This is a genomic window from Fodinicola feengrottensis (assembly GCF_010993775.1).
Taxonomy (GTDB): Bacteria; Actinomycetota; Actinomycetes; order Mycobacteriales; family HKI-0501; genus Fodinicola; species Fodinicola feengrottensis.
The window spans coordinates 38,099-60,228 of sequence record NZ_WOTO01000015.1 but is presented as its reverse complement, the minus strand read 5'-3'; the positions used below and the strand labels follow the sequence as shown (position 1 = coordinate 60,228).

The 22,130-nt window shown below is 67.7% G+C and carries 22 protein-coding genes and 5 pseudogenes; 23 read left to right on the top strand and 4 right to left on the bottom strand.

What is annotated here, in order from left to right:
- The first annotated feature begins 200 nt into the window (after nucleotides 1-200).
- The 5 genes from GNX96_RS15900 (at nucleotide 201) to GNX96_RS15885 (ending at nucleotide 3,879) form a co-directional block, all read left to right on the top strand.
- Complete coding sequence (locus GNX96_RS15900; RefSeq protein ID WP_163568679.1) at nucleotides 201-1,142, top strand: ABC transporter ATP-binding protein; 942 nt, start codon at nucleotides 201-203, stop codon at nucleotides 1,140-1,142.
- 34 nt (nucleotides 1,143-1,176) lie between these two features.
- Complete coding sequence (locus GNX96_RS15895) at nucleotides 1,177-1,935, top strand: ABC transporter permease (protein WP_279580490.1); 759 nt, start codon at nucleotides 1,177-1,179, stop codon at nucleotides 1,933-1,935.
- A 3-nt stretch (nucleotides 1,936-1,938) separates the two neighbouring features.
- A complete protein-coding gene (locus GNX96_RS52195) occupies nucleotides 1,939-2,217 on the top strand; it encodes a hypothetical protein (protein ID WP_279580489.1) in 279 nt (92 codons plus the stop codon).
- Nucleotides 2,196-2,777, top strand: a complete 582-nt coding sequence (locus tag GNX96_RS15890; RefSeq protein WP_279580488.1) for an ABC transporter permease — start codon at nucleotides 2,196-2,198, stop codon at nucleotides 2,775-2,777. The genes GNX96_RS52195 and GNX96_RS15890 overlap by 22 nt, the downstream gene beginning before the upstream one ends.
- 154 nt (nucleotides 2,778-2,931) lie before the next feature.
- Nucleotides 2,932-3,879, top strand: coding sequence for an alpha/beta hydrolase (locus tag GNX96_RS15885; RefSeq protein WP_163568678.1), 948 nt, complete (start codon nucleotides 2,932-2,934; stop codon nucleotides 3,877-3,879).
- Here the strand turns inward: GNX96_RS15885 and GNX96_RS15880 are convergent.
- Nucleotides 3,860-4,237 (bottom strand): PPOX class F420-dependent oxidoreductase, encoded by a 378-nt coding sequence (locus tag GNX96_RS15880; RefSeq protein ID WP_163568677.1) that lies wholly within the window; start codon nucleotides 4,235-4,237, stop codon nucleotides 3,860-3,862. The two genes, GNX96_RS15885 and GNX96_RS15880, sit on opposite strands and share 20 nt — an antisense overlap.
- A 115-nt stretch (nucleotides 4,238-4,352) precedes the next feature.
- Between GNX96_RS15880 and GNX96_RS63660 the strand changes: the two are divergent.
- The 14 genes and pseudogenes from GNX96_RS63660 to GNX96_RS15825 form a co-directional block, all read left to right on the top strand.
- Nucleotides 4,353-4,616 (top strand): annotated as a pseudogene (locus tag GNX96_RS63660) (cytosine permease); the annotation flags it as partial.
- Nucleotides 4,616-5,303: pseudogene (locus GNX96_RS63655) on the top strand (cytosine permease). The pseudogenes GNX96_RS63660 and GNX96_RS63655, both read left to right, overlap by 1 nt.
- The gene (locus GNX96_RS52180; protein WP_279580485.1) at nucleotides 5,276-5,794 is read left to right on the top strand and encodes a hypothetical protein; all 519 of its coding nucleotides are present in this window, start codon (nucleotides 5,276-5,278) and stop codon (nucleotides 5,792-5,794) included. Before GNX96_RS63655 ends, GNX96_RS52180 begins: the two are co-directional and overlap by 28 nt.
- Before the next feature lie 113 nt (nucleotides 5,795-5,907).
- Complete coding sequence (locus GNX96_RS15870; protein ID WP_163568676.1) at nucleotides 5,908-6,300, top strand: DUF485 domain-containing protein; 393 nt, start codon at nucleotides 5,908-5,910, stop codon at nucleotides 6,298-6,300.
- A pseudogene (locus GNX96_RS15865) lies at nucleotides 6,297-7,962 on the top strand (solute symporter family protein). The gene GNX96_RS15870 and the pseudogene GNX96_RS15865 overlap by 4 nt, the downstream one beginning before the upstream one ends.
- Before the next feature lie 106 nt (nucleotides 7,963-8,068).
- Complete coding sequence (locus tag GNX96_RS15860) at nucleotides 8,069-8,794, top strand: alpha/beta fold hydrolase (RefSeq protein WP_163568675.1); 726 nt, start codon at nucleotides 8,069-8,071, stop codon at nucleotides 8,792-8,794.
- 2 nt (nucleotides 8,795-8,796) lie between these two features.
- Entirely contained in the window at nucleotides 8,797-8,958 is a 162-nt protein-coding gene (locus GNX96_RS15855) for an alpha/beta fold hydrolase (protein ID WP_163568674.1), read from the top strand.
- Nucleotides 8,959-9,351 carry an arginase family protein gene (locus tag GNX96_RS15850; protein WP_163568673.1) on the top strand — a complete coding sequence of 131 codons (393 nt, stop codon included), beginning with the start codon at nucleotides 8,959-8,961 and terminating at the stop codon, nucleotides 9,349-9,351.
- Nucleotides 9,332-9,634, top strand: a complete 303-nt coding sequence (locus GNX96_RS15845; RefSeq protein ID WP_163568672.1) for an arginase family protein — start codon at nucleotides 9,332-9,334, stop codon at nucleotides 9,632-9,634. The genes GNX96_RS15850 and GNX96_RS15845 overlap by 20 nt, the downstream gene beginning before the upstream one ends.
- A 22-nt stretch (nucleotides 9,635-9,656) precedes the next feature.
- Complete coding sequence (locus GNX96_RS15840) at nucleotides 9,657-10,112, top strand: GNAT family N-acetyltransferase (RefSeq protein WP_163568754.1); 456 nt, start codon at nucleotides 9,657-9,659, stop codon at nucleotides 10,110-10,112.
- 171 nt (nucleotides 10,113-10,283) lie between these two features.
- The gene (locus GNX96_RS52175) at nucleotides 10,284-10,757 is read left to right on the top strand and encodes a DUF4140 domain-containing protein (protein ID WP_279580483.1); all 474 of its coding nucleotides are present in this window, start codon (nucleotides 10,284-10,286) and stop codon (nucleotides 10,755-10,757) included.
- A complete protein-coding gene (locus tag GNX96_RS52170; RefSeq protein ID WP_279580482.1) occupies nucleotides 10,754-11,776 on the top strand; it encodes a DUF4139 domain-containing protein in 1,023 nt (340 codons plus the stop codon). The genes GNX96_RS52175 and GNX96_RS52170 overlap by 4 nt, the downstream gene beginning before the upstream one ends.
- Before the next feature lie 255 nt (nucleotides 11,777-12,031).
- Nucleotides 12,032-13,468: pseudogene (locus GNX96_RS15830) on the top strand (magnesium chelatase).
- 1 nt (nucleotide 13,469) lies between these two features.
- Nucleotides 13,470-15,406: pseudogene (locus GNX96_RS15825) on the top strand (vWA domain-containing protein); the annotation flags it as partial.
- A gap of 1,202 nt (nucleotides 15,407-16,608) precedes the next feature.
- Here the strand turns inward: GNX96_RS15825 and GNX96_RS15820 are convergent.
- Entirely contained in the window at nucleotides 16,609-17,046 is a 438-nt protein-coding gene (locus tag GNX96_RS15820; protein WP_279580481.1) for a hypothetical protein, read from the bottom strand.
- A gap of 637 nt (nucleotides 17,047-17,683) precedes the next feature.
- Between GNX96_RS15820 and GNX96_RS15815 the strand changes: the two genes are divergently transcribed.
- A complete protein-coding gene (locus GNX96_RS15815; protein ID WP_279580480.1) occupies nucleotides 17,684-18,019 on the top strand; it encodes a hypothetical protein in 336 nt (111 codons plus the stop codon).
- A gap of 271 nt (nucleotides 18,020-18,290) precedes the next feature.
- Here GNX96_RS15815 and GNX96_RS15810 read toward each other — a convergent pair whose 3' ends face one another.
- Nucleotides 18,291-19,274, bottom strand: a complete 984-nt coding sequence (locus GNX96_RS15810; protein ID WP_163568669.1) for a hypothetical protein — start codon at nucleotides 19,272-19,274, stop codon at nucleotides 18,291-18,293.
- A gap of 113 nt (nucleotides 19,275-19,387) precedes the next feature.
- Between GNX96_RS15810 and GNX96_RS15805 the strand changes: the two genes are divergently transcribed.
- The 3 genes from GNX96_RS15805 to GNX96_RS15800 all read left to right on the top strand — a co-directional run bounded on the left by GNX96_RS15805 (nucleotide 19,388) and on the right by GNX96_RS15800 (nucleotide 20,982).
- Entirely contained in the window at nucleotides 19,388-19,762 is a 375-nt protein-coding gene (locus GNX96_RS15805; protein ID WP_279580479.1) for a sigma factor, read from the top strand.
- On the top strand, nucleotides 19,759-19,929 hold the full coding sequence (locus GNX96_RS52165) for a sigma factor-like helix-turn-helix DNA-binding protein (RefSeq protein WP_279580478.1): 171 nt from the start codon (nucleotides 19,759-19,761) through the stop codon (nucleotides 19,927-19,929). The genes GNX96_RS15805 and GNX96_RS52165 overlap by 4 nt, the downstream gene beginning before the upstream one ends.
- Before the next feature lie 597 nt (nucleotides 19,930-20,526).
- On the top strand, nucleotides 20,527-20,982 hold the full coding sequence (locus GNX96_RS15800; protein ID WP_279580477.1) for a hypothetical protein: 456 nt from the start codon (nucleotides 20,527-20,529) through the stop codon (nucleotides 20,980-20,982).
- Here the strand turns inward: GNX96_RS15800 and GNX96_RS15795 are convergent.
- On the bottom strand, nucleotides 20,979-22,127 hold the full coding sequence (locus GNX96_RS15795) for a cystathionine gamma-synthase (RefSeq protein ID WP_163568667.1): 1,149 nt from the start codon (nucleotides 22,125-22,127) through the stop codon (nucleotides 20,979-20,981). The genes GNX96_RS15800 and GNX96_RS15795 overlap by 4 nt on opposite strands.
- Nucleotides 22,128-22,130 lie beyond the last annotated feature (3 nt).

Genomic DNA, 22,130 nt, shown 5'->3' with positions numbered 1-22,130 from the left:
AGTGCGCGACACCGACCCTCAAGTCGACAGGAGGAAAGTGCGTTAGTACCGCAGTAGTTGTAGCGGGTACTTCGGCGGTTCCCGGTCCGACGTGAGCAACGGGCGTTGCGACCGCCCCGCGAGCGACTGTTGCGGTGCCGTTTCGCGGTCAGAAAAAACTACAACGACTTTGTCGTACCCACGCGTTAGTGTCCCTTAGCGTGACTACCGACACGGGAGATGCGCCGCTGATCGAGGCGCATGGGCTGACCAAGAAAATTCGCAGCTTCACCGCGGTGGACGGCATTGATGTGTCCGTTCGGCGCGGCGAGGCGTTCGGCTTCCTCGGGCCCAATGGTGCCGGCAAGTCGTCCACGATGCGGATGATCGCGAGCGTGTCGCCGCCGACCGGTGGGACGCTGCGGATCCTCGGCATGGACCCGCGCACGGACGGGCCCAAGATCCGCGCCCGGCTCGGCGTGGTGCCGCAGCTGGACACCCTCGACGGCGAGCTGTCCGTACGAGAAAACCTGGTCATCTACGCGCGCTATTTCGGGCTGTCCCGCAAGGTCGCGAATGCGCGGGCCGATGAGCTGCTGGAGTTCGCGCAGCTCACCGAGCGGGCCAACAGCGTCGTCGAGCCGCTGTCCGGCGGCATGAAGCGGCGGCTGACGATCGCCCGCGGGCTGGTCAACGAGCCGGAGATCCTGCTGCTGGACGAGCCGACCACCGGCCTGGATCCGCAGGCCAGGCACGTGCTGTGGGATCGGCTGTTCCGGCTCAAGCGGTCCGGCGTAACGCTGGTGATCACCACGCACTACATGGACGAGGCCGAGCAGCTGTGCGACCGGCTGGTGGTGATGGACGGCGGCAGGATCGCCGCCGAGGGCAGTCCACGCGAGCTGATCGAGCGCTATTCCACTCGCGAGGTGCTGGAGCTGCGGTTCGACGACGAGGACCACGCGCCGTACGCGGAGAAGGCCGAAGGCCTCGCGGATCGCGTCGAGGTGCTGCCGGACCGACTGCTGCTCTACACCGACGACGGTGAGAAGGCGCTGGCCGGCATCCAGAAGCGCGGCATGAACCCGCTGTCCAGCCTGGTCCGCCGGGCCTCGCTCGAGGACGTGTTCCTGCACCTGACCGGCCGGAGGTTGATCGACTGATGGCCACCCAGATGCTCGAAGGTGGCTGGTTGCCGTGGCGCTCCCTGCGATTCTGGCTGGTCAGCTACAAACGTACGTGGAAGGGCAGCCTCTTCTCGTCCTTCCTGTCGCGCTGCTTTTCCTTGGCGCACTGGGTTTTGGCCTCGGCTCACTGATCAGCAAAAGCGGTCACCCGACCATCGCCGGAGTGCCGTATCCGGTTTATGTCGCCGGTGGCGTGCTCGCCGCGAACGCGATGATGACCGCGGTCGGCGAGTCGACCTGGCCGGTGCTGGGCGCGATCAAGTGGTGGCGGCAGTACGAGGCGATGCTCGCGACTCCGCTCAGCGTGACCGACGTGTTGATCGGCCATCTGGGCATCGTGCTGATTCGCGCGTTTGTCGCCAGCAGCGCCTTCGTCATCGTCGCGACGCTGCTGGGGGCGGTGCCGTCGCTGTGGGGCATCGTGGCGATCTTCGCTTCCCTGCTGGTGGCGATGGCACATTCGGCGCCGATCATGGCTTTTAGCGCCACCCAGGACAAAGACACCGGCTTCAGCCTGCTGTTCCGGCTCGGCGCGACCCCGATGTTCCTGTTCTCCGGCACCTTCTTCCCGGTCGAGCAGCTGCCCGCGGTGCTGCGCCCAGTGGCGTACGCGACTCCGCTCTATCACGGCGTCGAGCTGTGCCGCGGTCTGCTCGCCGGCCACCCCGCGCCGCTGCCCGACCTCGTTCACGTCGGCTATTTACTGCTCTGGCTGGTGGCCGGTTTCCTGGTCGCCCGCTTCACGTTCCGCCGACGGTTGGTGGTCTGACAGATGAGTACGAACGTGCCGCCGGCGCCGGTCCGGCTGATGGCGCGCCTGCTGCCGATCCCGGCCGGCGCGGGCCTGGCCCGGATGCTGTTCGAGCGCAACGTGCTGGTTTACCGGCGGGGCTGGGTGGCCTTCGTCAGCGGTTTCCTGGAGCCGGTTTTCTACTTGTTCTCGCTGGGAATCGGGCTCGGCGCGCTGATCGGCTCGGTGAACTACGGCGGCGGCAGCTCGTGCCGTATGCGTCGTTTGTCGCGCCCGCCATGTTGGCCACCTCGGCCATGAACGGTGTCGTTTTCGACATGGTGTTCATGCTGTTTTTCAAGCTCAGATACAACAAAATCTATGAGTCGGTGCTGAACACACCGCTGGGCGTGCGAGACATCGCCATCGGGGAAAGCGCCTGGGCGCTGGTACGCAGCACCATCTACGCGACGAGTTTCCTGATCATCGCGACGATCGCCGGTTTTGTGCACAGTTGGTGGGCGCTGCTCGCCGTGCCGGTCGCCGTGCTGATCGGCTTCGCGTGCGGCTCACTCGCGATGGCCGGCACCACCTGGATGCGTACGCACCAGGACTTCGACTACCTCAACCTGGTCCTGATGCCACTTTTCCTGCTGTCAGCGACTTTCTACCCGCTGTCCACCTATCCACCGAGCGTGCAGTGGCTGGTGCAGTTGTCGCCGCTCTACCACGGCGTCACCCTCGAACGTGACCTGATGCTCGGCTATATCCACCCCGGCTTGTTCGTACACGCCGCGGTCCTGGCACTGGTCGGCCTCCTTGGCCTCGCCATCGCTTCACGCCGGCTGGAAAAACTTCTCCCTCTCGTAGCAATCCGCTGATCGCGTCGGGACGAACGTTGTGGGTTAGGTGTCGTCCAGCGGACGGAGGGCGGATCGTGGAGACGATCAGCTTCCTCAGCAAGGGTGTGCGGTACGACGCGTGGCAGCTGGTCGACTTCCTGACTCGCCGGCTGAGCACGGTCAGCGCGAACCGATGACCCGCGAAGACCGCGTCTTCATCTCGGCCGACAGCCGGTGCGCGGCCTGGTTTTACCCGCCGCCGGCTGAGCCAGCCCCCTGTGTCGTTCTCGCCCACGGTTTTGGCGCCACCCGCGAAGCCGGCCTTGATGCGTACGCGCGACGGTTCGCTGCGGCAGGCCTGGCCGTGCTCGTCTTCGACTACCGGAATTTCGGTGCCAGCGGCGGCAAGCCTCGGCAGGTGCTGGACATCCGCAGCCAACTGCAAGACTGGACCGCGGCCGTTGCGTACGCGCGCAAGCTGCCGGAAGTCGACGCTGGTCGGATTGCTTTGTGGGGCTCGTCTTTCAGTGGTGGACACGTCGTCACCACCGCGGCGCACGATCCAGCGATCGCGGCCGTCATCGCACAGGTGCCGTATTTGGGGCTGGTACGCCGTCGCCGGTTGCCGCAGGCCCGGATCATTCGGCTGGCGCTCACGTCGATCCGCGACAATCTGCGCGCGCTAAGACATTCCTCGCGTCCACTCCTGATCCCGATCATCGGCGAGCCGGGATCCAAGGCGCTTCTGCAGGGCTCACACGCCCTCGCCCAGTTCCACGAGCTGCTCCCGCCGGACGCCCACTGGGTCAACGAGGTCGCCGCCCGAGTCGTCATCCGACTGCCGTCGTACCGGCCCGTGTCGGTCGCCAACCAAGTCCGCTGCCCGATTTTCTACTGCTCCTGCTCAAAAGACAAAATCACCCCGGCCGCGTTGGTGGCGACCGCAGCTGCCGCGTCCCCGCAGGGCTGGCTGGCCGAGTACGAGGGTGAGCATTTTGAGAGGTCTACAGCGGGCACCTGTTCGATCGAGTGGTCGACGATCAGGTGCAGTTCCTCCAGGAACACCTATCAGCCGCGCCGACAAACGGGCCGGTCAAAAACCGATAAGGCACGCCAGATATTCACCGGCAGGTTGAGCTGAGCTCATAGTGCAGCGTCCGCGTACGCATGAGTTTGTGCGCCATCGGCACCCCAACCCCGTGCAACAGCGGATGCTTGCGAGCGAGTCTGCGGGCCGCGGCCTTGGCTTCTGATCCGGCCAACAGCCGCGCCCGGGCCAGCACATACGGGCCGGTGGGAACTCCGCGTACGGTCGAAGCGCACACCTGGACGTCAGGGAAGTTCCGCAGCCGCTTGCTCTTCCACGCCTTTTCGTACGTACGGATATAGGCCAACTCTCCCTCGACGGCGATATTCACCGGCGTGCCAACCCACGTCCCGTCCCGCTTACGGGTCCGCAGCAACACTGTCTTCTGCCGCTGGAATGCTGCCAGTGTCACGACCTACCTCCCGATTCGTCGATCACTATCCTGGACGAGGCGGCGACCCTGATCGTGACGCTGGACAGCGCCGCGCCGGCCAGGCACCCTCTGCCTGAGAAACTGGAGGCACCAGATGGCCAAGAGCGCGCTGGACGTCGAGCGTAACGGCATCAATGTTATCGACGAGGCGGAACGCAAGGGACGACCGGCGGGGCTGTTCTGGCCTTGGTGTGCGGCCAACATCTCCGTGTTGGGGATAAGCTACGGCGCTTTCCTGCTGGGCTTCGGGTTGAACCTGTGGCAGGCACTGATCGCCGGCATCCTCGGCACGCTGGCTTCCTTCCTGCTGGTCGGGCTCGCGTCGCTGGCCGGAAAAAACGCGGGTCGGCGCCGACCATGGTGTTGTCGAGAGCGGCTTTTGGGGTACGTGGCAACGCTTTGCCGGCGGCTGTGTCGTACTTGCTCCTGGTGGGCTGGGAAATCGTTCTCGTGTCACTCGCGACACTGGCTACCGCGACGGTTTTCCAGCGGCTCGGAGGATTCACCGGCACGCTGCCCAAGGTGCTGGCTTTTGTGGTGGTCGCGGTCATCATCGTGGGCGCCGGAGTGCTTGGCTTTGACGCGATCATGAAACTGCAGACCTGGTTGACGATCGCACTCGCGGTCTTCACGGTTGGCTACATTGGACTGACCGTGCACCAGGTCGACTGGGCCAGGCTCGGTGCGCTGCCGGCCGGCGGTTTTGCCGCGCTGGTGGGGGGCTTTTGTGTTGGCCTTCACCGGGTTCGGGCTCGGCTGGGTCAACTCCGGCGCCGACTATTCGCGTTATCTGCCGCGTTCGGCATCCGGCGCCGGGGTGGTCGGCTGGACGACATTCGGGGCCACCGCGGCGCCGGTCGTCCTGCTGGTCTGGGGGACATTGTTGGCTGGGTCGGACAAGAAACTCTCCGACGCGATCGGCCAGGACCCGATCGGAGCGCTCACCACGCTGCTGCCGACCTGGTATCTGGTGCCGTTTGCGATCGTCGCGATCGGCGGCCTGATCGGCGGCGCGGTGTGCTGGACATCTATTCGTCCGGGTTGACGCTGCTCACGCTCGGGGTGAAACTGCCGCGCTGGGCGGCCGCCGGCATCGACGGCGTACTGATGATCCTCGGGACCATCTATGTGGTCTGGTTCGCGCCCAACTTCATCATCCCTTTCCAGGGTTTCCTCATCACCCTGGGAGTGCCGATGGCGGCCTGGTGCGGAGTTTTCCTGGCAGACCTGCTCAGTCGCCGCCGTTCGTACGACGATGCCGACCTCTACCGCCCTGGCGGCCGCTATGGTGTCCTGAACTGGCCGGCTGTAACGATCATGATCGTGGCAACCGTGATCGGTTGGGGCATGGTGGTCAATACCAGCGCGGCGGCTTTCGGCTGGCAGGGTTACCTGCTCGGGCCGCTCGGTCTCGGGCCGCGCCTTGGCGGCCCCTGGACGTACGCGAATCTTGGCGTCCTGGTCGCGTTTTTGCTGGCTGCGGGCGGCCAAGCGGTGTTCGCAAGGGCCCGGATCCGGCGCCAGGAAGCGGCCTGACAGCACTGTCGTGGGCCCTTGAGAGGCGGCGACCTCAAGGACGCGGTAAATTCCCGCGGCGAATCGTTGACTGTTCCACCATCGGTCGACCACGATCGACACACCTCGACGTGATGGCTACCGGTGGCGGCTGTCCAACGTGCGCTGAAGGCGTGTCTAAGGAGGACGGCGTGAGCGAAAGCCCGGCGAAACCACCCGCGATCGACTGGGAGGCAGTGGAGTCCACGAAGGAGTTCAAGGAACTACGCCGCAAGCGACGCGGTTTTGTGCTGCCAATGGCGGCGCTTTTCCTACTCTGGTATCTGCTTTATGTCCTGCTCGCTGACTACGCACACGACTTCATGGCGTACAAGCTGCTCGGCAACATCAACGTCGGGCTGGTATTGGGCCTGCTGCAGTTCGTCTCCACCTTCGTGATCACCGGGCTGTACGTCCGGTTCGCGAACCGGAATCTGGACCCGGTCGCCGACCGGATCCGCGAGCAGATCGAGGGGACCGGCAAGTGAAAGACTTCCTCGCCGAGGCGGCCGGGCCCGCCAGCAACAATCCCATCCTGAACATCTGCATTTTCGCCGCGTTCGTCATCATCACCCTGGTGATCGTGGTGGTGGTCAGCCGGCGAAACAGCACGGCGGCCGACTTCTACACCGCCGGGCACAGTTTTACCGGTGCCCAGAACGGCATCGCGATCTCCGGCGACTACCTGTCGGCGGCGTCGTTCCTCGGCATCGCCGGCGCGATCGCGCTCAACGGCTACGACGGTTTCCTCTACTCCATCGGCTTCCTGGTCGCGTGGTTGGTGGCGTTGCTGCTGGTCGCGGAGCTGATGCGTAACACTGGCCGCTACACGATGGCCGATGTGCTGAGTTTCCGGATGAAACAGCGGCCGGTGCGTACCGCGGCCGCGGTCTCCACCCTCGCGGTCACCTTCTTCTACCTGCTGGCCCAGATGGCCGGCGCCGGTGGCCTGGTCGCGCTTTTGCTGGGTGTCACCAGCAAATTCGGCCAGGGAATCGTGATCGCCGTGGTCGGCGTCGTGATGATCACGTACGTCCTGGTCGGCGGCATGCGCGGCACCACCTGGGTGCAGATCATCAAGGCGGCACTGCTGATCGTGGGCGCCGCGGTGATGTTCGTGTGGGTGCTGAGCCTTTTCGGCTTCAACCTCTCGGCGCTGCTGGGTACGGCCGCATCCAAGGCCGGCGAGCACGGCGAGGCGTTGCTCAGTCCCGGTAAGCAGTACGGAAAAACCGGATTGACGCAGCTCGACTTCGTTTCGTTGGGTCTTGCCCTGGTGCTCGGTACGGCCGGCCTGCCGCACATCCTGATGCGGTTCTACACCGTGCCGAACGCAAAAGAGGCACGCAAGTCGGTGGTCTGGGCGATCTGGCTGATCGGCATTTTCTACCTCTTCACCCTCGTGCTCGGCTATGGCGCGGCGGCGCTGGTCGGCCCGGCGGCGATCGATGCCGCGCCAGGCAAGGCAAAAACTCGGCAGCGCCGCTGCTCGCCGAGGCGCTTGGTGGACCGGTTTTGCTGGGTCTGATAGCCGCGGTGGCCTTCGCGACGATCCTTGCGGTGGTCGCGGGTCTGACCATCACCGCGTCGGCGTCCTTCGCGCATGACATTTACGCCAACGTCATCAAGAAGGGTGCGGCGGACGACAAAAAAAAGGAAGTGAAGGTCGCCCGGATCACCACCGTGGTGATCGGCATCGTGGCCATTCTCGGTGGCATTCTGGCCAATGGACAGAATGTCGCGTTCCTGGTGGCACTGGCCTTCGCGGTCGCCGCGTCGGCGAACCTGCCGACCATTCTCTACACGCTGTTCTGGCGGCGGTTCAACACCTCCGGCGCGATGTGGAGCATTTACGGTGGTCTGGTGATCACTATCGGGCTGATCATCTTCTCGCCGGTCGTCTCCGGTAAACCGGTTGATCCGAAAACGCACCTGAGAGCGCGTCGATGCTGCAGGGCGTGGACTTCCACTGGTTCCCGCTGGACAACCCGGGCCTGGTGTCCATCCCGCTGTCGTTCCTGCTCGGCTACCTCGGCACGGTGCTGACCAAGGAACGCAACGACAAGAAGTACGCCGAACTGGACGTACGCGCACTGACCGGCGCGCACGCCGAGAAGGCGGTCGAACAGCAGGTCGAGAAAACGGCGTAGAACCACGCGACCGGGACGTACCGCACGTTGGGGTACGTCCCGGTTCTCGTTCGGTCGGGTTTCTGAACAGCCGGCATTTTTCTGGCGTTGATGCCATCCTCGGCTGGTGGATCTCGCTGAGACAGCTCTGCTGCATGTCACCGCGCCCGACGGGCGACGGCTGCGGGTACGAACCGCGGGCGCGCCGGACGGCCCGCTGGTGATCGCCCACCACGGCTCCCCCGGCTCCGGGCTGGCGCTGCCGGCCGCGATCGAGGACGTGGCGGCGCGTGGACTGCGCCTCGCGACTGTCGACCGGGCCGGCTACGGCGGCTCCGACCGGCTGGCCGGGCGGTCGGTGGCGGACATGGCCGGGGACACCGCCGCCGTCGCCGACGCGCTCGGCGTCGAGCGGTTCCGGGTGTGGGGCTGGTCCGGCGGCGGACCGCACGCACTGGCCTGCGCTGCCCTGCTGCCCGACCGGGTACAGGCGGTCGCGACCCTCGGCGGGGTCGCCCCGTACGACAGCGAAGGGCTGGACTGGACCGGCGGGATGGGTGCGGCGAACCTGGAGGAGTTCGGGTTCGCGGTGGCCAGCGCCGCCGAGCTGGACACCTTCCTCGCCGGCGAGCGCGACGGGCTGGTCGACGCCGAACCCGCGCACTTGGCCGAACTGCTGGCCAGCCTGCTGTCGGCGCCAGACCGGGCGGCCTTGGACCGTACGACTGGCGCCTTTTTCCACGCGTCCTTCACCGAGGGCCTGCGGCCGGGGCATTTCGGCTGGATGGACGACGACCTGGCGTTCGTGAAGACTGGGGTTTCCACCCGGCCTCGATCACCGCGCCGCTGCTGATCGTGCACGGCGAGCAGGACCTGATGGTGCCGGTCAGCCACGCCCGCTGGATGGCTCGCCAGGTGCCGCACGCGGTGGCCTGGATCTCACCGGACGACGGACATATCAGCCCATTGCCGAAAATCAGTCGCGTCCACGAGTGGTTGCTGGGGCAAGATCACTGAGTGACTCTCATTCGCTCGCCGTACCACCTCGAAGAACCGATCCCGGCCCTGGCCGACGGCGACATCGCCGCGGCCAGTCTGGCGGAGATTTTTGAGCGAGTGGCTTCGCGCGTACGAGTGGCCGCGCTGCCACCGGTGGTGTTTTCGGCCGACTGCACGACCGCGTTGGGTACGGTCGCCGGGCTGCAGCGCGCGGGGCTGGACCCGGCGATCGTCTGGCTCGACGCCCACGGCGACCTGAACACGCCAGAGACCAGCCAGTCGAGCTATCTCGGCGGGATGGTGCTGGCGGCTTTTGACTGGTCGTACGGACCTCGATGGCCTGTGCTCCGGCCTCGGCCTGCGCCCGGTTGCAGACCGGCGCACTCTGCTCGTGGACGCCCGCGATCTTGACCCCGCGGAACAGGCACTGCTGGACGAGGTCGAGATTTTCCGCTGCACCGTTGAGGAACTCGCCGGTGGTGGCGGCGTTCCGGACGGCTCGATCTACCTGCACCTGGACCTCGACGTATCAGGCGACCTGCCCGGCTTCCGCATCAAGGCTCCCGGCGGCCCGGCCTTTTCGCAGGTCGTAGCCTCGATCGACCGCGTACTGGCGACCGGCGCCGTGGCGGCCTTCGACATCGCCGCAACAGTCGACCCCGCCCCCCGTCGAGGGCTACGGAGAGGCTCTTGACGCCGTCCGCCGCACCGGCTGGATCGACGACGAACCCCTGCTCGTACGCCCCGCCCAGACCTCCGACGCCGACGCCCTGATCGCGCTGTGGAAATCCTGCGATCTGAGCTTCGACGAAACTCGGGTAGCCGCCGAACTTGAGTCCTGCCTGGAATACCAGGACGGCTTGATTTTCGTGATCGCTTCCCAGTCGCAGATCGTGGCGAGCATCTGGGGAACCTACGACGGCCGCCGAGGCTGGATCCAACGCCTGGCCACCGCCCCCGACCAGCGCGGCCGAGGCTTCGCCAAACGCCTGGTGACCTTGTTGGAACAACGCTTCACGGACATCGGCTGCCACAAGGTCAACCTCCTCATAGAACCCGACAACTCCGCCGTCGCGGCGTTCTACGAATCTCTCGACTATTCAACGGACAACCTGACCTTCATGGAGCGTTTCCTGAGCAAAGCCCCAAAACTCACCCCTCGCGGGCTCTGAAACCAGCCCCGTCGGCGCACCGGGACGCCAGGAGACACAGCACGGATCACCCGGCATAGTGACCAGGGTGACCACACAGCTGACCGCTCCGATCGTCGCCGTCACCGTCTACCCCGGCCAGGCGCGCATCACCGCCGCGGCCGCACCGACCTGACCCCCGGGACCCAAACGGTGACCGTGGGCAGCTTACCGTGGGATCTGCACTCGGACTCGGTACGAGTCTCCGGCCGCGGCTCTGCGACGGTCCAGGGCGTCGACATACGAACCGAGCGCCACACCCGCACTCCCGACGCGGCGGTAGCGGACCTGACGGCCCAGCGGCGCGATCTTGAGACGGGCCTGGCCGAGTTGGCTGACTTCGATCGAGTGGAGGGCGACCGGATCGAGTATCTGCAGACGTTGTCGCGGCGGGGCGGTCGGGAGTACGCGGGCGCGGTGGCCAGTGGAGCGGCACCGGCGGAGCGCGCCATCGAGTGGGGGCAGACGATCGCGGCGTCGCTCACCACTGCGCTGGCGACGCGGCGCGAGCTCGTTGAGCAGCGCAGACTCGTACAAGAGGAGCTTGACCGGCTGATACGCGAGATTTCCGCTCGGATCCAGCCGCAGGTGCCGGACCGGCGCGAGGTCGCTATGAGCTTGAGGTGACCGCGTTGGCTGGCGACGAGCCGGCGCCGGTCGAGCTGGAAATCTCGTATCTGGTCGACGGCGCGCATTGGGACTCGGCGTACGACCTGCGGCTGGCCGACAGCGCGCTGACGATGACATGGTTCGGGTTGATCAGCCAAAACACCGGTGAGGACTGGCCGGAGTGCGAGCTGCGGCTGTCGACCGCGCGGCCGGCGATCGCGGTGCACGTACCCGAGCTGGATCCCTGGTATCTGGCCAAATACGAGCCGCCGGTCATGCGACCGCAGATGATGGCGGCCCGCGGCGGACCGATGACGGCATCGCTGCCCGCGCCACAGGCCATGGCATACGGCGCCACCTCCGACGCAATGGCGGGCGCGCCCGAGATCACCTCGGAGATCGCGACCGTCGAGCAGGGCGCGACCGCGACGACTTACACCCCGCGGCGCCCAATCGCGGTGCCCGCCGACGGGACCTCACACCGCGCCACCGTGGCGACGCTCGATCTGCCCGTACGACTCGACCACGTCACCGTACCGTTGCGCGGCTCGGAAGCGTTTTTGCGCGCCACCGCCACCAACAGCTCCGAGCACGCGATCCTGCCCGGACACGCGGCGCTCTTCCATGAAGCCGAGTACGTCGGCAGCACGGAGCTGCCGCCATGGGCGCCGGGCGAGGAAGTGGAGCTGGCGCTGGGCATCGACGACCGGGTCCGGGTGGAGCGCGAGCTGGTCCGCCGGTCGGTCGGCAAGGCCGCGATCGGTGGCACCGAGCGGCGCGAGGTCTCGTACAAGATCACCGTCGGCAACTACGGCCCGGCGCTGGCCAACCTCACTGTGCAGGACCAGGCGCCGGTCTCGCGAGACCCGGCGATCACGGTCCGGGACGTGACCTGCCGGCCGCGCGAGACCGACCGTACCGAGCTGGGTGTCCTGACCTGGAAAATCGAGCTGCAACCCGGCGCCAAGACGGAGATCGTGGTCGGTTTCCGGGTCGATGTCGGCAAGGGCGTCCAGCTGGTCGGCTGGCGGGAGTGACTCACTGCCCGCTCGCGGCGAGCCGCAGACCAAGATCGAAAAAAAAAAAATGCCCGACCCGCCTCTAACCCACCCCCCACCCGGTCACTGGGTGGGGGCAAGAAAACAGTGTCGGTACGACAGTTTTGAGCCGGACGGGACGACACGCCATTCGGACACGCCCGGGCCGGCAGTGGTTGCAACGGTGTAACACCCTGGCAACATCTGCCCCTGTCACGGCGCTCACCCGCGGCGTAGGTTCGAACGCGTGACGGAATTCGCACTCGATTCGCAAGACACCCCCCCGCGCCGAAGGACACCACTTTGGGGGAGCTGCGCGCCAGCGGTCACGTGCACCGTGGCGTGAAGGCCGAGATCCGGGAGAACCTGCTGGCCAGGCTCGCCGCCGGAGCGCCCAGTTTCCCTGGCATCGTGGGCTTCGAAGACACCGTTGTCCCTGAGTTGGAGCGCGCGCTGCTGGCTGGCTGGCCACGATGTGGTTCTGCTGGGCGAACGCGGCCAGGGCAAGACCCGCCTCATCCGTACCATCGTCGGCCTGCTCGACGAATGGACTCCGGTGATCACCGGCAGCGAGATCAACGACCACCCGTATGGCCCAGTCAGTGTGTACGGCCGCAATTTGGTCGCCGAGAAAGGCGACGACACTCCGGTGACCTGGCTGCACCGCAGTGAGCGCTACGGCGAGAAACTCGCCACCCCGGACACCTCGGTCGGTGACCTGGTCGGCGATGTGGACCCGATCAAGGTCGCCGAAGGACGCACGCTCGGCGACCCCGAGACCATCCACTTCGGTTTGATCCCGCGGACCAACCGCGGCGTGATCGCCATCAACGAGCTGCCGGACCTGGCCGAGCGGATCCAGGTGTCGCTGTTCAACGTGCTGGAGGAGCGCGACCTGCAGGTTCGCGGCTACACGCTGCGGCTGCTGCTGGACCTGCTGGTGGTCGCGAGCGCCAACCCGGAGGACACCAACCGCGGCCGGATCGTGACGCCGTTGAAGGACCGGTTCGGCGCCGAGATTCGTACGCACTACCCGATCGAGCTGTCCGACGAGGTCGCGCTGCTGCAGCAGGAGGCGCGGATCGTCTGGGACGGCCACCTGGGCAGCCCGGTGGTGCCCAACCACCTGCTGGAGATCGTCGCCCGCTACACCCGGGCGGTCCGCGAGTCGCCGCAGGTGGACGCCCGTTCGGGGGTGAGCGCCCGGTTCGCGATCGCCGGCCTGGAGACGCTCGCGGCCTCGGCCGTACGACGGGCCGCCATCACCGGCGAACCGCCCGTGGCCCGGGTCTGCGACCTGCCGGCGCTGGTGCCGGCGAGCCGCGGCAAGGTCGAGTTCGAGGACGCCGAGGAGGGCGCGCGAGCTGGAGGTGCTCGACCACCTGCTCCGGCAGGCGACCGCCGCCACGTACCGGGCCCGGATGGCCGGCGCGGACACCAGCGGCCTGCAGGCGGTCTTCGACGACGGGCCGTACGGTCGCGGCCGGCGACACCACCGCGGCCGCGGACCTGCTCCGCCAGCTCGGCACTTTTCCTGGCCTCGCGGCGATCCTGGAACGCAGCGGCGTCGACGACGGCGCCGAGTCCCCCGGCCTCGCCGCCGCGGCGGTCGAGTTCGTGCTGGAAGGCCTGTTCCTGAGCCGCCGGCTGGCCAAGGACTCCGACGGCGGCCGTACCGTTTACGGAGCCTGACATGCCCTTCCGCTATGGCAGATGGACCGGCGGGCCGGACCCGCTGGCACCGCCGTTCGACGTGGCCGAGGCGTTGGACGCGATCGGCGACGAGGTGCTGGAGGGCGGTACGCCGACGGACGCGTTGCGGCGGCTGTTGCGTGACGGCGCCAACGGCCTGCGCGGGTTGGACGACCTGCGCAAGCAGGCGCAGCGGCGGCGCCGGCAGCTGCGCAAGTCCGGGCAGCTGGACGGCACTCTGGAGGAAGTACGCCGGCTGCTCGACCAGGCTCTGGAGGCTGAGCGCCGGGAGTTGTTCGCCGATCCGTCCGACGACGCGCGAATGGAGGAGGCCGAGCTCGACACGTTGCCGGACGAGACGGCGAGCGCGGTGCGCGCGCGCGCGCGACCGGCAGTGGCGCAGTGCCGCGGCCCGCGAGGCGTACGAGAAGATCACCGGCCTGCTGCGCAGCGAGGTGCTGGACAGCCAGTTCGCCGGCATGCGGGACGCGTTGCGCGGTGCCAGCTCGCAGGAGATGCGTCGGGTCAAGGACATGATGTCCGACCTGAACGACCTGCTTGACAAGCACGCGCGCGGTGCGGACACCCAGCAGGCGTTGGACGATTTTCTTGACAAGCACGGGGATTTCTTCCCGGAGAAGCCGTCCAGCGTGCAGGAGCTGATTGACCAGCTGGCCCGTCGGGCCGCGGCCAGCCAGCGCATGATGGCCGGCCTCACCCCGCAGCAGCGCGGGGAGCTGTCCGACCTGATGTCCGACGCGCTCGGCGGCGACCCTGGACCTGGCCGCCCAGCTGGACCGGCTGAACGCCCAACTGCAGTCCGCTCGGCCGGACCTGGACTGGGGCAGCGACCCACGGATGTCCGGGCAGGGCGAGCTCGGCATGTCCGACGCCACCCAGGCGATCGCTGAACTGTCCGACCTGGAGGCGTTGGAACGCGGCTTCAGCCAGTCGTACGCCGGCGCGTCCCTGGACGACATCGATCCCGAGCAGCTGGCCCGGGCGCTGGGCCGCAACGCCGTCGACGACCTCGAAGCGCTCCGCCGGATCGAGCGCGAACTCACCCGGCAGGGCTGGCTGACCAGGCGGGACGGCAAGCTGGAACTGTCACCGCGGGCGATGCGCCGGCTCGGCGCCACCGCGTTGCGGCGGGTCTTCGCCAACCTCGCGAGTACGGGCCGTGGCCAGCACGACGTGACTGGATCCGGCATCGCTGGCGAGCCGACCGGCGCGAGCCTGCGCTGGGAGTTCGGCGACACCCGGCCGCTGGACACTCACTCTCGTACCGTCCGCAACGCCGTCGTACGCACCGGTCCGCGCGCACGGATCTCCTTGGATGTCGAGGATTTCGAGGTGGTGGAGACCGAGCGGCGGACCCGCGCGGCGGTCGCTCTGCTGGTCGACCTGTCGTACTCGATGGCCCTCAACGGCACCTGGGCGCCAGCCAAGCAGACCGCGTTGGCACTGCACTCGCTGGTCACGACCCGGTTCCCGCAGGACTCGATCGAGATCATCGGCTTCAGCCAGTACGCCCGTACGCTGCGGCCCACCGACCTCGCCGGCCTGGACTTCGACGCTGTCCAGGGCACCAACCTGCAGCACGCGCTGATGCTCGCCCGCCGGCATCTGGCCAAGCACTCCGGCGCAGAGCCGGTGGTCATGGTGGTCACCGACGGCGAGCCGACCGCGCACCTGGAGCGAGACGGTTCGGCGACCTTCTGCTGGCCGCCGTTGCCCGAGACGCTGGCGCTGACGATGGCCGAGGTCGATCGATCGGGCACCCGGGCCGGGGTCACGCTGAACATGTTCATGCTCGGCGACGACCCGCGGCTGATCGAGTTCTGTGAGGAGCTGACCAGGCGCAACGGCGGCCGACTGTTCACGTCCAACGGCAGCGACCTCGGCGCGTACGTGGTCCGCGACTACCTTCGCCGCCGCACTGGCGGCACCCGAGGCCCGCCGCGCCTCCTGATCCGTCGTTTTGACCGCATCGACGCGATGCGTGCTCCTGACGCACGCATCGCGTCGATGCGGTCAATCCACCGGTGCGCTGGGGCGGCTGTCGCCGGAGGCGGTCCACGTACCGCGGCGGAAGGTGGCCCGGTGCGGCGCCAAACTGTCGTACGACCGCGGAAGCCTCGAATTCGGGGGCGGCAAAATCAGGCTGGCGGCCGGGGCGGGAGTTGGACGGTCGCGGATTCGGGCGCCGGGAGCTGGACGGTCGGCGGATCTGCCGGCGACACCGGAGCCGGTCGAAGCGGCACCTGGGCGGTCGGACATCGGCAGCCGGATGCACCAGCTGAGCGGTCGGACCGTCGGCCGGCGGGTAGCCGAGCCGAGCGGTCGGATCGTCCGCCGGCGGTCGTGGCAGCTGGGCCGGTGGACCATCGGTGGCAGGAACCGGGAGCTGACCAGCCGGTACGTAGGCCGGCGGCCCCTGAGCGGCCGGGCCGGGAAAGGGCGGGCCGGGAATGGGCGGGAACGGCGGCGCCCAGCCGGGCGCCGGCGGGATCGGAGGCGCCGGTGTGCGGGCGGGAGGCGAGGCCGCCGGCGGACGAGCGGGCGCCGAAGTCGGCGTACGAACAAGGGACGGCGGCGGCGTACGAGCCGGCCCTGGAGTCGGCGTACGAACAAGGGACGGCGGCGGCATACGAACAGGCGACGGCGGGCCTGACGCCGAGGGTGAAGGTGGGCCGGACAGCCCAGCGAGGGTGGTGTCGATCGCGCGCGGGCCAGCGCGATCGTGGCGTCCACTCGGTGCGGGAGTGGCTTGGTGCCACGGCCGAGGTCCTGGTCGTGTACGACGACGGCGGTGCGGTGGATCGCCACCCAACTGCCGCCGAGCGGGAGCAGCGCCCGCCGGACGGTCGGCGAGTTCAACAACCGGGCGGACGCCGGATCGAGCCAGCCGGCGGTGCACTCGTCACCGATCGGCTGGTCGGGCCGTATCGACCCGGGGATCAGCAGCACCGGCCCGATCCGCTGCGGCCGGGTCGGCTGGGCCAGCCGGACCCGGACCGCCCGAAAGGCGGCCCGCTGGTTGGCGCGGACCGCGGTGGGGTTGTCCGATCCGGTCATGGTCCAGCGGAAGGTGAAGACGGGTACGCCGTGAATCAGCCGGTCGCGAGCGGCCAGCACCATCAGCCGGCTGCTGCCGGCGGCCATCGTGCCGGCCACCGCGCGGGCCAGCGGGGCGACCCACTGCGCGCCGACCGCCGGCGGCATCGGTCCGGGACGGCCTGAACGGCCGGGACGCAGTGCCACTTGTAGTGCTCCCTGGATAGTCGGAGGCGTACGCACCTGCAGCGGCGCCTCGGTGATGAAAAAGATGCGCCGAGGGCAAGCACCGCGATCAGGCCGGCGACCATCACCAGGAAGGCTGCCAAGACGACGGCGAACAGCCCCGGCTTGTCCGCCAGGGCCTGCGCGGACAGCACGAAGACGAAGAAACCGGTGACACATCCAGCGGCCGCTCCGGCCATCGCCCACGGCAGCCAGGGGCGCGGCACCGGTCCGTCGGCGAAGGCCGGCGGCCGGACGGCTCGCATTCCTGGTTGATCACGCACGAAGGCAAGCATCGTGGCTCGGCGGCTGGCGTACCGTACCCGGAGGGCGGCTCTGCGGGCAGACTTTTGTGCACCGTCCGGGCACAGGGAGCGACGGGCACCCCCGTCACACGAGACAGTCGGGCGCGACCGTCGCTCCCCGCTACCGAAGGATCCCGACCGAAGACAACCACACCAGACCGGTCGCGGGGAACTGACAAACGTCAGGGATCTAGTACTACAGGGCTGCTCATGCGGATGAGAGTCGAGATCCAAGCGTCGTCTGGCGGTGCGGCGGGGGCCGCCTGGCGTGGCAGCGCCACGTGGGCGGTTTCGCCGTGCCGTCAGGCGGCGTTTGGGCTCGGCTATCGCCGCTTGAGCAGCCCTGTAGTACTAGGCCGGAAAGTACGGACGAACGGTGGATACGCCGCTTCCACGCGGCTCGCCGTGCCCCGCACATGGGTGAGGTCCTAAAGTCTGCCCATGCGCGTATTCCTGCTGACACTGCACATGATCGCCGCTGTCTTCCTGATCGGCCCGCTGGTGCTGGTCCCGATGAACGGCTTGCGTGGCATCCGGACCGGCGACATCGACACCGTCCGCACCTCGGCGCGGCAGACTTTCCTCTACTGCCTGCTGTCCCTGCTGGTTTTTTCGGCTGGGCGCCGCGGTGATCACGGCCAGCACGAAGGTCACCTTCGGCACCGCGTGGCTGACCATCTCCATGACGCTTTACGTGGTCGCCTTCGCGATCATCCTGCTGGTGCTCGTACCAGCCCTCCGACACGCCGTCACCCTGATGGAGGCCGGCCGGCAGGTGGACGACGGCACCGGCCATAAGGACTTCGACAAGGAAAGCAATGTCACCGCGCGCGCCATGGATCTACAGACAAAGGGAAAGCTCGATTCGGTACGCGGCCGGGCCACCGCCTCGGCCGGCGTCGCGTCGTCGCTGCTGTTCCTGGTGATCACCATCTTGATGGTCACCCAACCCTTCGGCGCCTGAGTCGCCGGTGGTCGGCCGTCCAGCGGTCGCCGAAGCAACCCTGTTGCCGACCACTCGCTAGCCGCTGGTCGGCGATCGGCGGTCGCTAGCCGCTGGTCAGCGGTCGCTGGTCGCTGGTCGGCCGTCGCTGGTCGCTGGTCGCCGAAACTGTCGGCCCACCAGCGGATCGTGAAATTCGGGGGCGACTCAATTCGGTCAGCGGAATTTTCAGTTCGCCGGGGGCCCAGCTCCGGCCCGGCGCCCATCAGGTGCAGCAGCGCGCCGGCGGTCATCACCAACGCCGCGCGAGCCACATGGTGAGGCCGCCGCCGCCGAAACTGAGCGACAGGCCGGCGGCTGCCGGCGCGAAGACCGCCGGGTCGAAGACGACCGCCTTCGCGGACACCGCGTAGCCGGACAGGATCAGCAACGCTCCGAACGCCGCCACGACCATCACCTGCCGCGATCCGAGCGGCAGCGGCACGGTCCCGCTCGCCCGGCGGACGCCGGCCACCATCATCAGAACCACCACCACGGCGAGGATCACCGGCAGCACCGACAGCGGGAACATGAACGTACGCATGCTCCACGCCGGATAGGAATCCGGCAGCCGCCGAAGTGTCGCCGCCGGCCCGCCGTACGCCACGAAGGGCGCGAACGACCCGATCACCAGCACGATCGCCCCGAGCGTGGCGATCAGCCCGCCAACCGACAACCGGCGGACCGGCCAGCAGCGCACCCAGCCGACCAACACCGCCGCCATGTCGGGCGAGGCGGGCCACCACGGATCGGGCGCTGACAGCGCCACCCGTACCGGCGGACCGGCCACCTGACCAGCGGAGACCTTCGTCGGTATCGGCCGAGTGGGGTGCTGGATCGGCGGGTGACCATCGAGTACGGGCCGCCCGTTCGGCGCTGGCGGTGACACCGGCACCACCGGCAGCGGACCCATCTGGTGCACCGGACCGCTGGCCTCGGCAGCACCGGCCTCCGCCTCGGCCGGCACGTACGAACGCTTGCCGTCGGCCTCCGGAGCAGCCTCGCCACCAGCGGCCGGCGAGCCGTTCCGAGCCGCCGCCTCCGCGCGCCGGTGCCGCGCCCGAGCGGACCTGGACGACTTGGGTTTGGCCTTGGGGATCTCCGGCAGCGCGTCGGTGTATTGCGCGTCCGGCCCGCCCCACTTCGGCGGCGGCATAGCCGTGCGTACGTCCGGATGACCCTCCGGATCGGCCGGATCTGCCTCGGTAGTCGCCGGCCCCTCGCCGTGCGAACCCATGTGCTGTCTCCTACCCAGTCGTCGACGCCGGTGCGATGATCCTCGCATCGACGGCCGACGGACAGAACCTGCAGCCGCCACAGACCCGTCATGGAAGGTATGAAGGAGATCAGATGCTGACCCCCGGCCCGGACAGCGGGCCGGCGGGAGACGATTTCTCGGCGTTCGTCGGCTCGGCGGCCACCAGGCTGCTGCGTACGGCCGAGCTGCTGACCGGCGATCGGGCCCAGGCAGAGGACCTTGTCCAGACCGCGTTGGAGAAGGCTTACCTGCGCTGGCACCGGATCCGGGCCGACGATCCGTACGGGTACGTCCGCCGAGTGCTGGTCAACGCCCATCACAACTGGTGGCGCCGAAAGCCGTGGCGGGAGCGCACCACCGCGGACGTGCCGGAGCATGCCGTCGCGGCAGACACCACCGAGGACCACGCGCAGCGGGACACGGTCTTTCGCGCGCTCGCGACGCTCACCGACGAGAGCGCTCGGTGATCGTCCTTCGCTACTACGACGACCTGTCCGAGGAAGCCATCGCCGCGGTGCTCGGAATTGCCAACGGTACGGTCAAAAGTACGGCCGCGCGGGCCTTCCGGAAGCTGCGAATCACCCCTGAACTGAACGAGGCCCGCATGGCCCGGCCCGTGGAGGCACAGTCATGAACAGCATCGAGGAATTCCGTAGTTCCCTACACCAGGCCGTCGACGACGAGCCGACGTCCGTCATCGACGCGGCCAGCGTCACCTCCGGCGCCCTTCGCCGGCACCGCCGCCGGATGGCCGCCGGCGCCGCCGGAGTGGCCGGCCTCGCGGTGGTCGCCCTCGGCGCATCAGCGCAGACCGCCGCCACCGTCGCCACCCCAGCCACCAACGTGGCCCAGACGCCGGAAAGCCCCTCCCCCTTCCTTCTCAGCCGGGATTCCACTCCGATAGCTTTCCAAACACCGGACCTGTCTCTGCGGACGAAGACCCAGCCGTTGACTTTCAAGACCGAACGCGGCGACACGATCACGATGGTGGTCAGCAAACTGCCGACCTTGGATAACCCGAAGGCCGACGTGAGTTTGCAGCTTTCTGATGGCCTTCATCCGGCCCAAAACTTTCCGGCTGGGGCAGAACAAATCGTCCACGACATCTCCCGTACAGGCATGGGTGGCTTTGGATCAAAGAAAATCGGCCTCTCACGTAGTCGGAACGGTACCGGTACAAGCCATCCATCTACCGGCGACCACCATGGTCCATACCAGCCACGGGACGTTGATGATCGGTGTCAGCAGCGGCGATCCTGCCTACGCGTCGGCCGCCTTGCATGCGGATCAGAAGGCCATTCAGCCGGCCGTTCCGCAGGGCACTCCGATGCACGGCAAGCACTTCGCTGGCGTTCAGAAAGGCGTCGTCATCTGGGCGTACCTGCCCGACGCCTCGCCCTCTACGACAGGACAGCTAGCGATCGGATACCAGACGGTAGACAGCGGCACCGACACGCCGCCATCGGGCAGCCACTGGGGTACATTCGTGCTCAGCCTGGTGCAGTTCGGTACTCCCAACGAGGCCAACCCGGCGCCGTCAGACTCGCCATCCGCCGACCCGTCCCCCAGCGCATCCGCCCAACCGTCAGCGGCCGCATCGCCTGGTGGGCCACCCAGCGACCCGCCGCCAACCGGTAGCGATCCGACGGCACAGCCCGGAATCGCCCAACCAGACCTGGGAAATTAGCCCAGCGCCTGCAAAAGGTCCGCGCGCAGGTCCTCGACGCTCTCGATCCCCACCGACAGGCGGATCAGGTCGTCGGGGACCTGCAGTTCCGAGCCGGCCACGCTGGCATGCGTCATCAGGCCGGGGTGCTCGATCAACGACTCCACGCCACCGAGAGATTCGGCCAGGGTGAACAACTTCGCCCGGTTGCAGACCTGGACAGCGGCTTGCTGGCCGCCCTTGACCCGGAAACTCACCATTCCGCCGTACCGGCGCATCTGTTTCGCGGCGATCTCATGACCCGGGTGACTTTCCAGCCCTGGATAGAAAATCTCCGCCGCCGCCGAGTGGTTGGAGAGCAGCTCGACGATGCTTTCCGCGTTGTCGCAGTGGCGTTCCATTCGTACGGCCAGAGTTTTCAAACCTCGCAACGCAAGCCAGGAGTCGAAAGGCCCAGAGATCGCGCCCATCGACTTCTGGTGGAATGCCAGGTCCTCGCCCAGCTGCGCATTCCTCACGATGATCGCCCCGCCGACCACGTCGGAATGCCCGCCGACGTATTTCGTCGTCGAATGCACGACAACGTCCGCGCCGAGGATCAGCGGCTGCTGCAGATAAGGCGAAGCGAAAGTGTTGTCCACGACCAGTTGCACACCGGCCTCCCGCGCGATCCCAGCGAGCGCGGTCACGTCCGCGATCCCGAGCAGCGGGTTGGTCGGTGTCTCGCACCAGATGAGCTTGGTGTTCGGGCGAAGCGCAGCCCGTACGCCGTCCACATCGGACAGTGGGACCGCGGTGAACTCCAGGCCCCAGCGGTCCAGCACGCGGGCAATCAGTCTGTACGTGCCGCCGTACGCGTCGTTGGGAATGACGATGTGGTCGCCGGGTTTGCAGACCGTACGCAACAAGGTGTCGGTGGCGGCCATTCCGGACGCGAAGGCGAGTCCGCGCACGCCCCCTTCGAGGGCGGCCAGGCACTCCTCCAGCGCCGTACGAGTCGGGTTGCCGGCCCGGCTGTAGTCGTACCCACCGGGCAGCTCCCCCACCGTGGGCTGCCGGTAAGTGGAGGTCTGGTGGATGGGCGTGATCACCGCGCCGGTCGCAGGATCGGCGTCCTGACCAGCGTGAATCGCCAACGTCTCAAAACCCTGAACGCCATCGGTCATGAC

Excerpts from the sequence above, each read along its gene's own strand:
- GNX96_RS52195 (WP_279580489.1), top strand. The coding sequence starts at position 1,939 with ATGAGTACGAACGTGCCGCCGGCGCCGGTCCGGCTGATGGCGCGCCTG.
- GNX96_RS15890 (WP_279580488.1), top strand. The coding sequence starts at position 2,196 with ATGTTGGCCACCTCGGCCATGAACGGTGTCGTTTTCGACATGGTGTTC.
- GNX96_RS15885 (WP_163568678.1), top strand. The coding sequence starts at position 2,932 with ATGACCCGCGAAGACCGCGTCTTCATCTCGGCCGACAGCCGGTGCGCG.
- GNX96_RS15870 (WP_163568676.1), top strand. The coding sequence starts at position 5,908 with ATGGCTACCGGTGGCGGCTGTCCAACGTGCGCTGAAGGCGTGTCTAAG.
- GNX96_RS15820 (WP_279580481.1), bottom strand. The coding sequence starts at position 17,046 with ATGCTTGCCTTCGTGCGTGATCAACCAGGAATGCGAGCCGTCCGGCCG.
- GNX96_RS15810 (WP_163568669.1), bottom strand. The coding sequence starts at position 19,274 with ATGGGTTCGCACGGCGAGGGGCCGGCGACTACCGAGGCAGATCCGGCC.
- GNX96_RS15805 (WP_279580479.1), top strand. The coding sequence starts at position 19,388 with ATGCTGACCCCCGGCCCGGACAGCGGGCCGGCGGGAGACGATTTCTCG.
- GNX96_RS15800 (WP_279580477.1), top strand. The coding sequence starts at position 20,527 with ATGATCGGTGTCAGCAGCGGCGATCCTGCCTACGCGTCGGCCGCCTTG.
- GNX96_RS15795 (WP_163568667.1), bottom strand. The coding sequence starts at position 22,127 with ATGACCGATGGCGTTCAGGGTTTTGAGACGTTGGCGATTCACGCTGGT.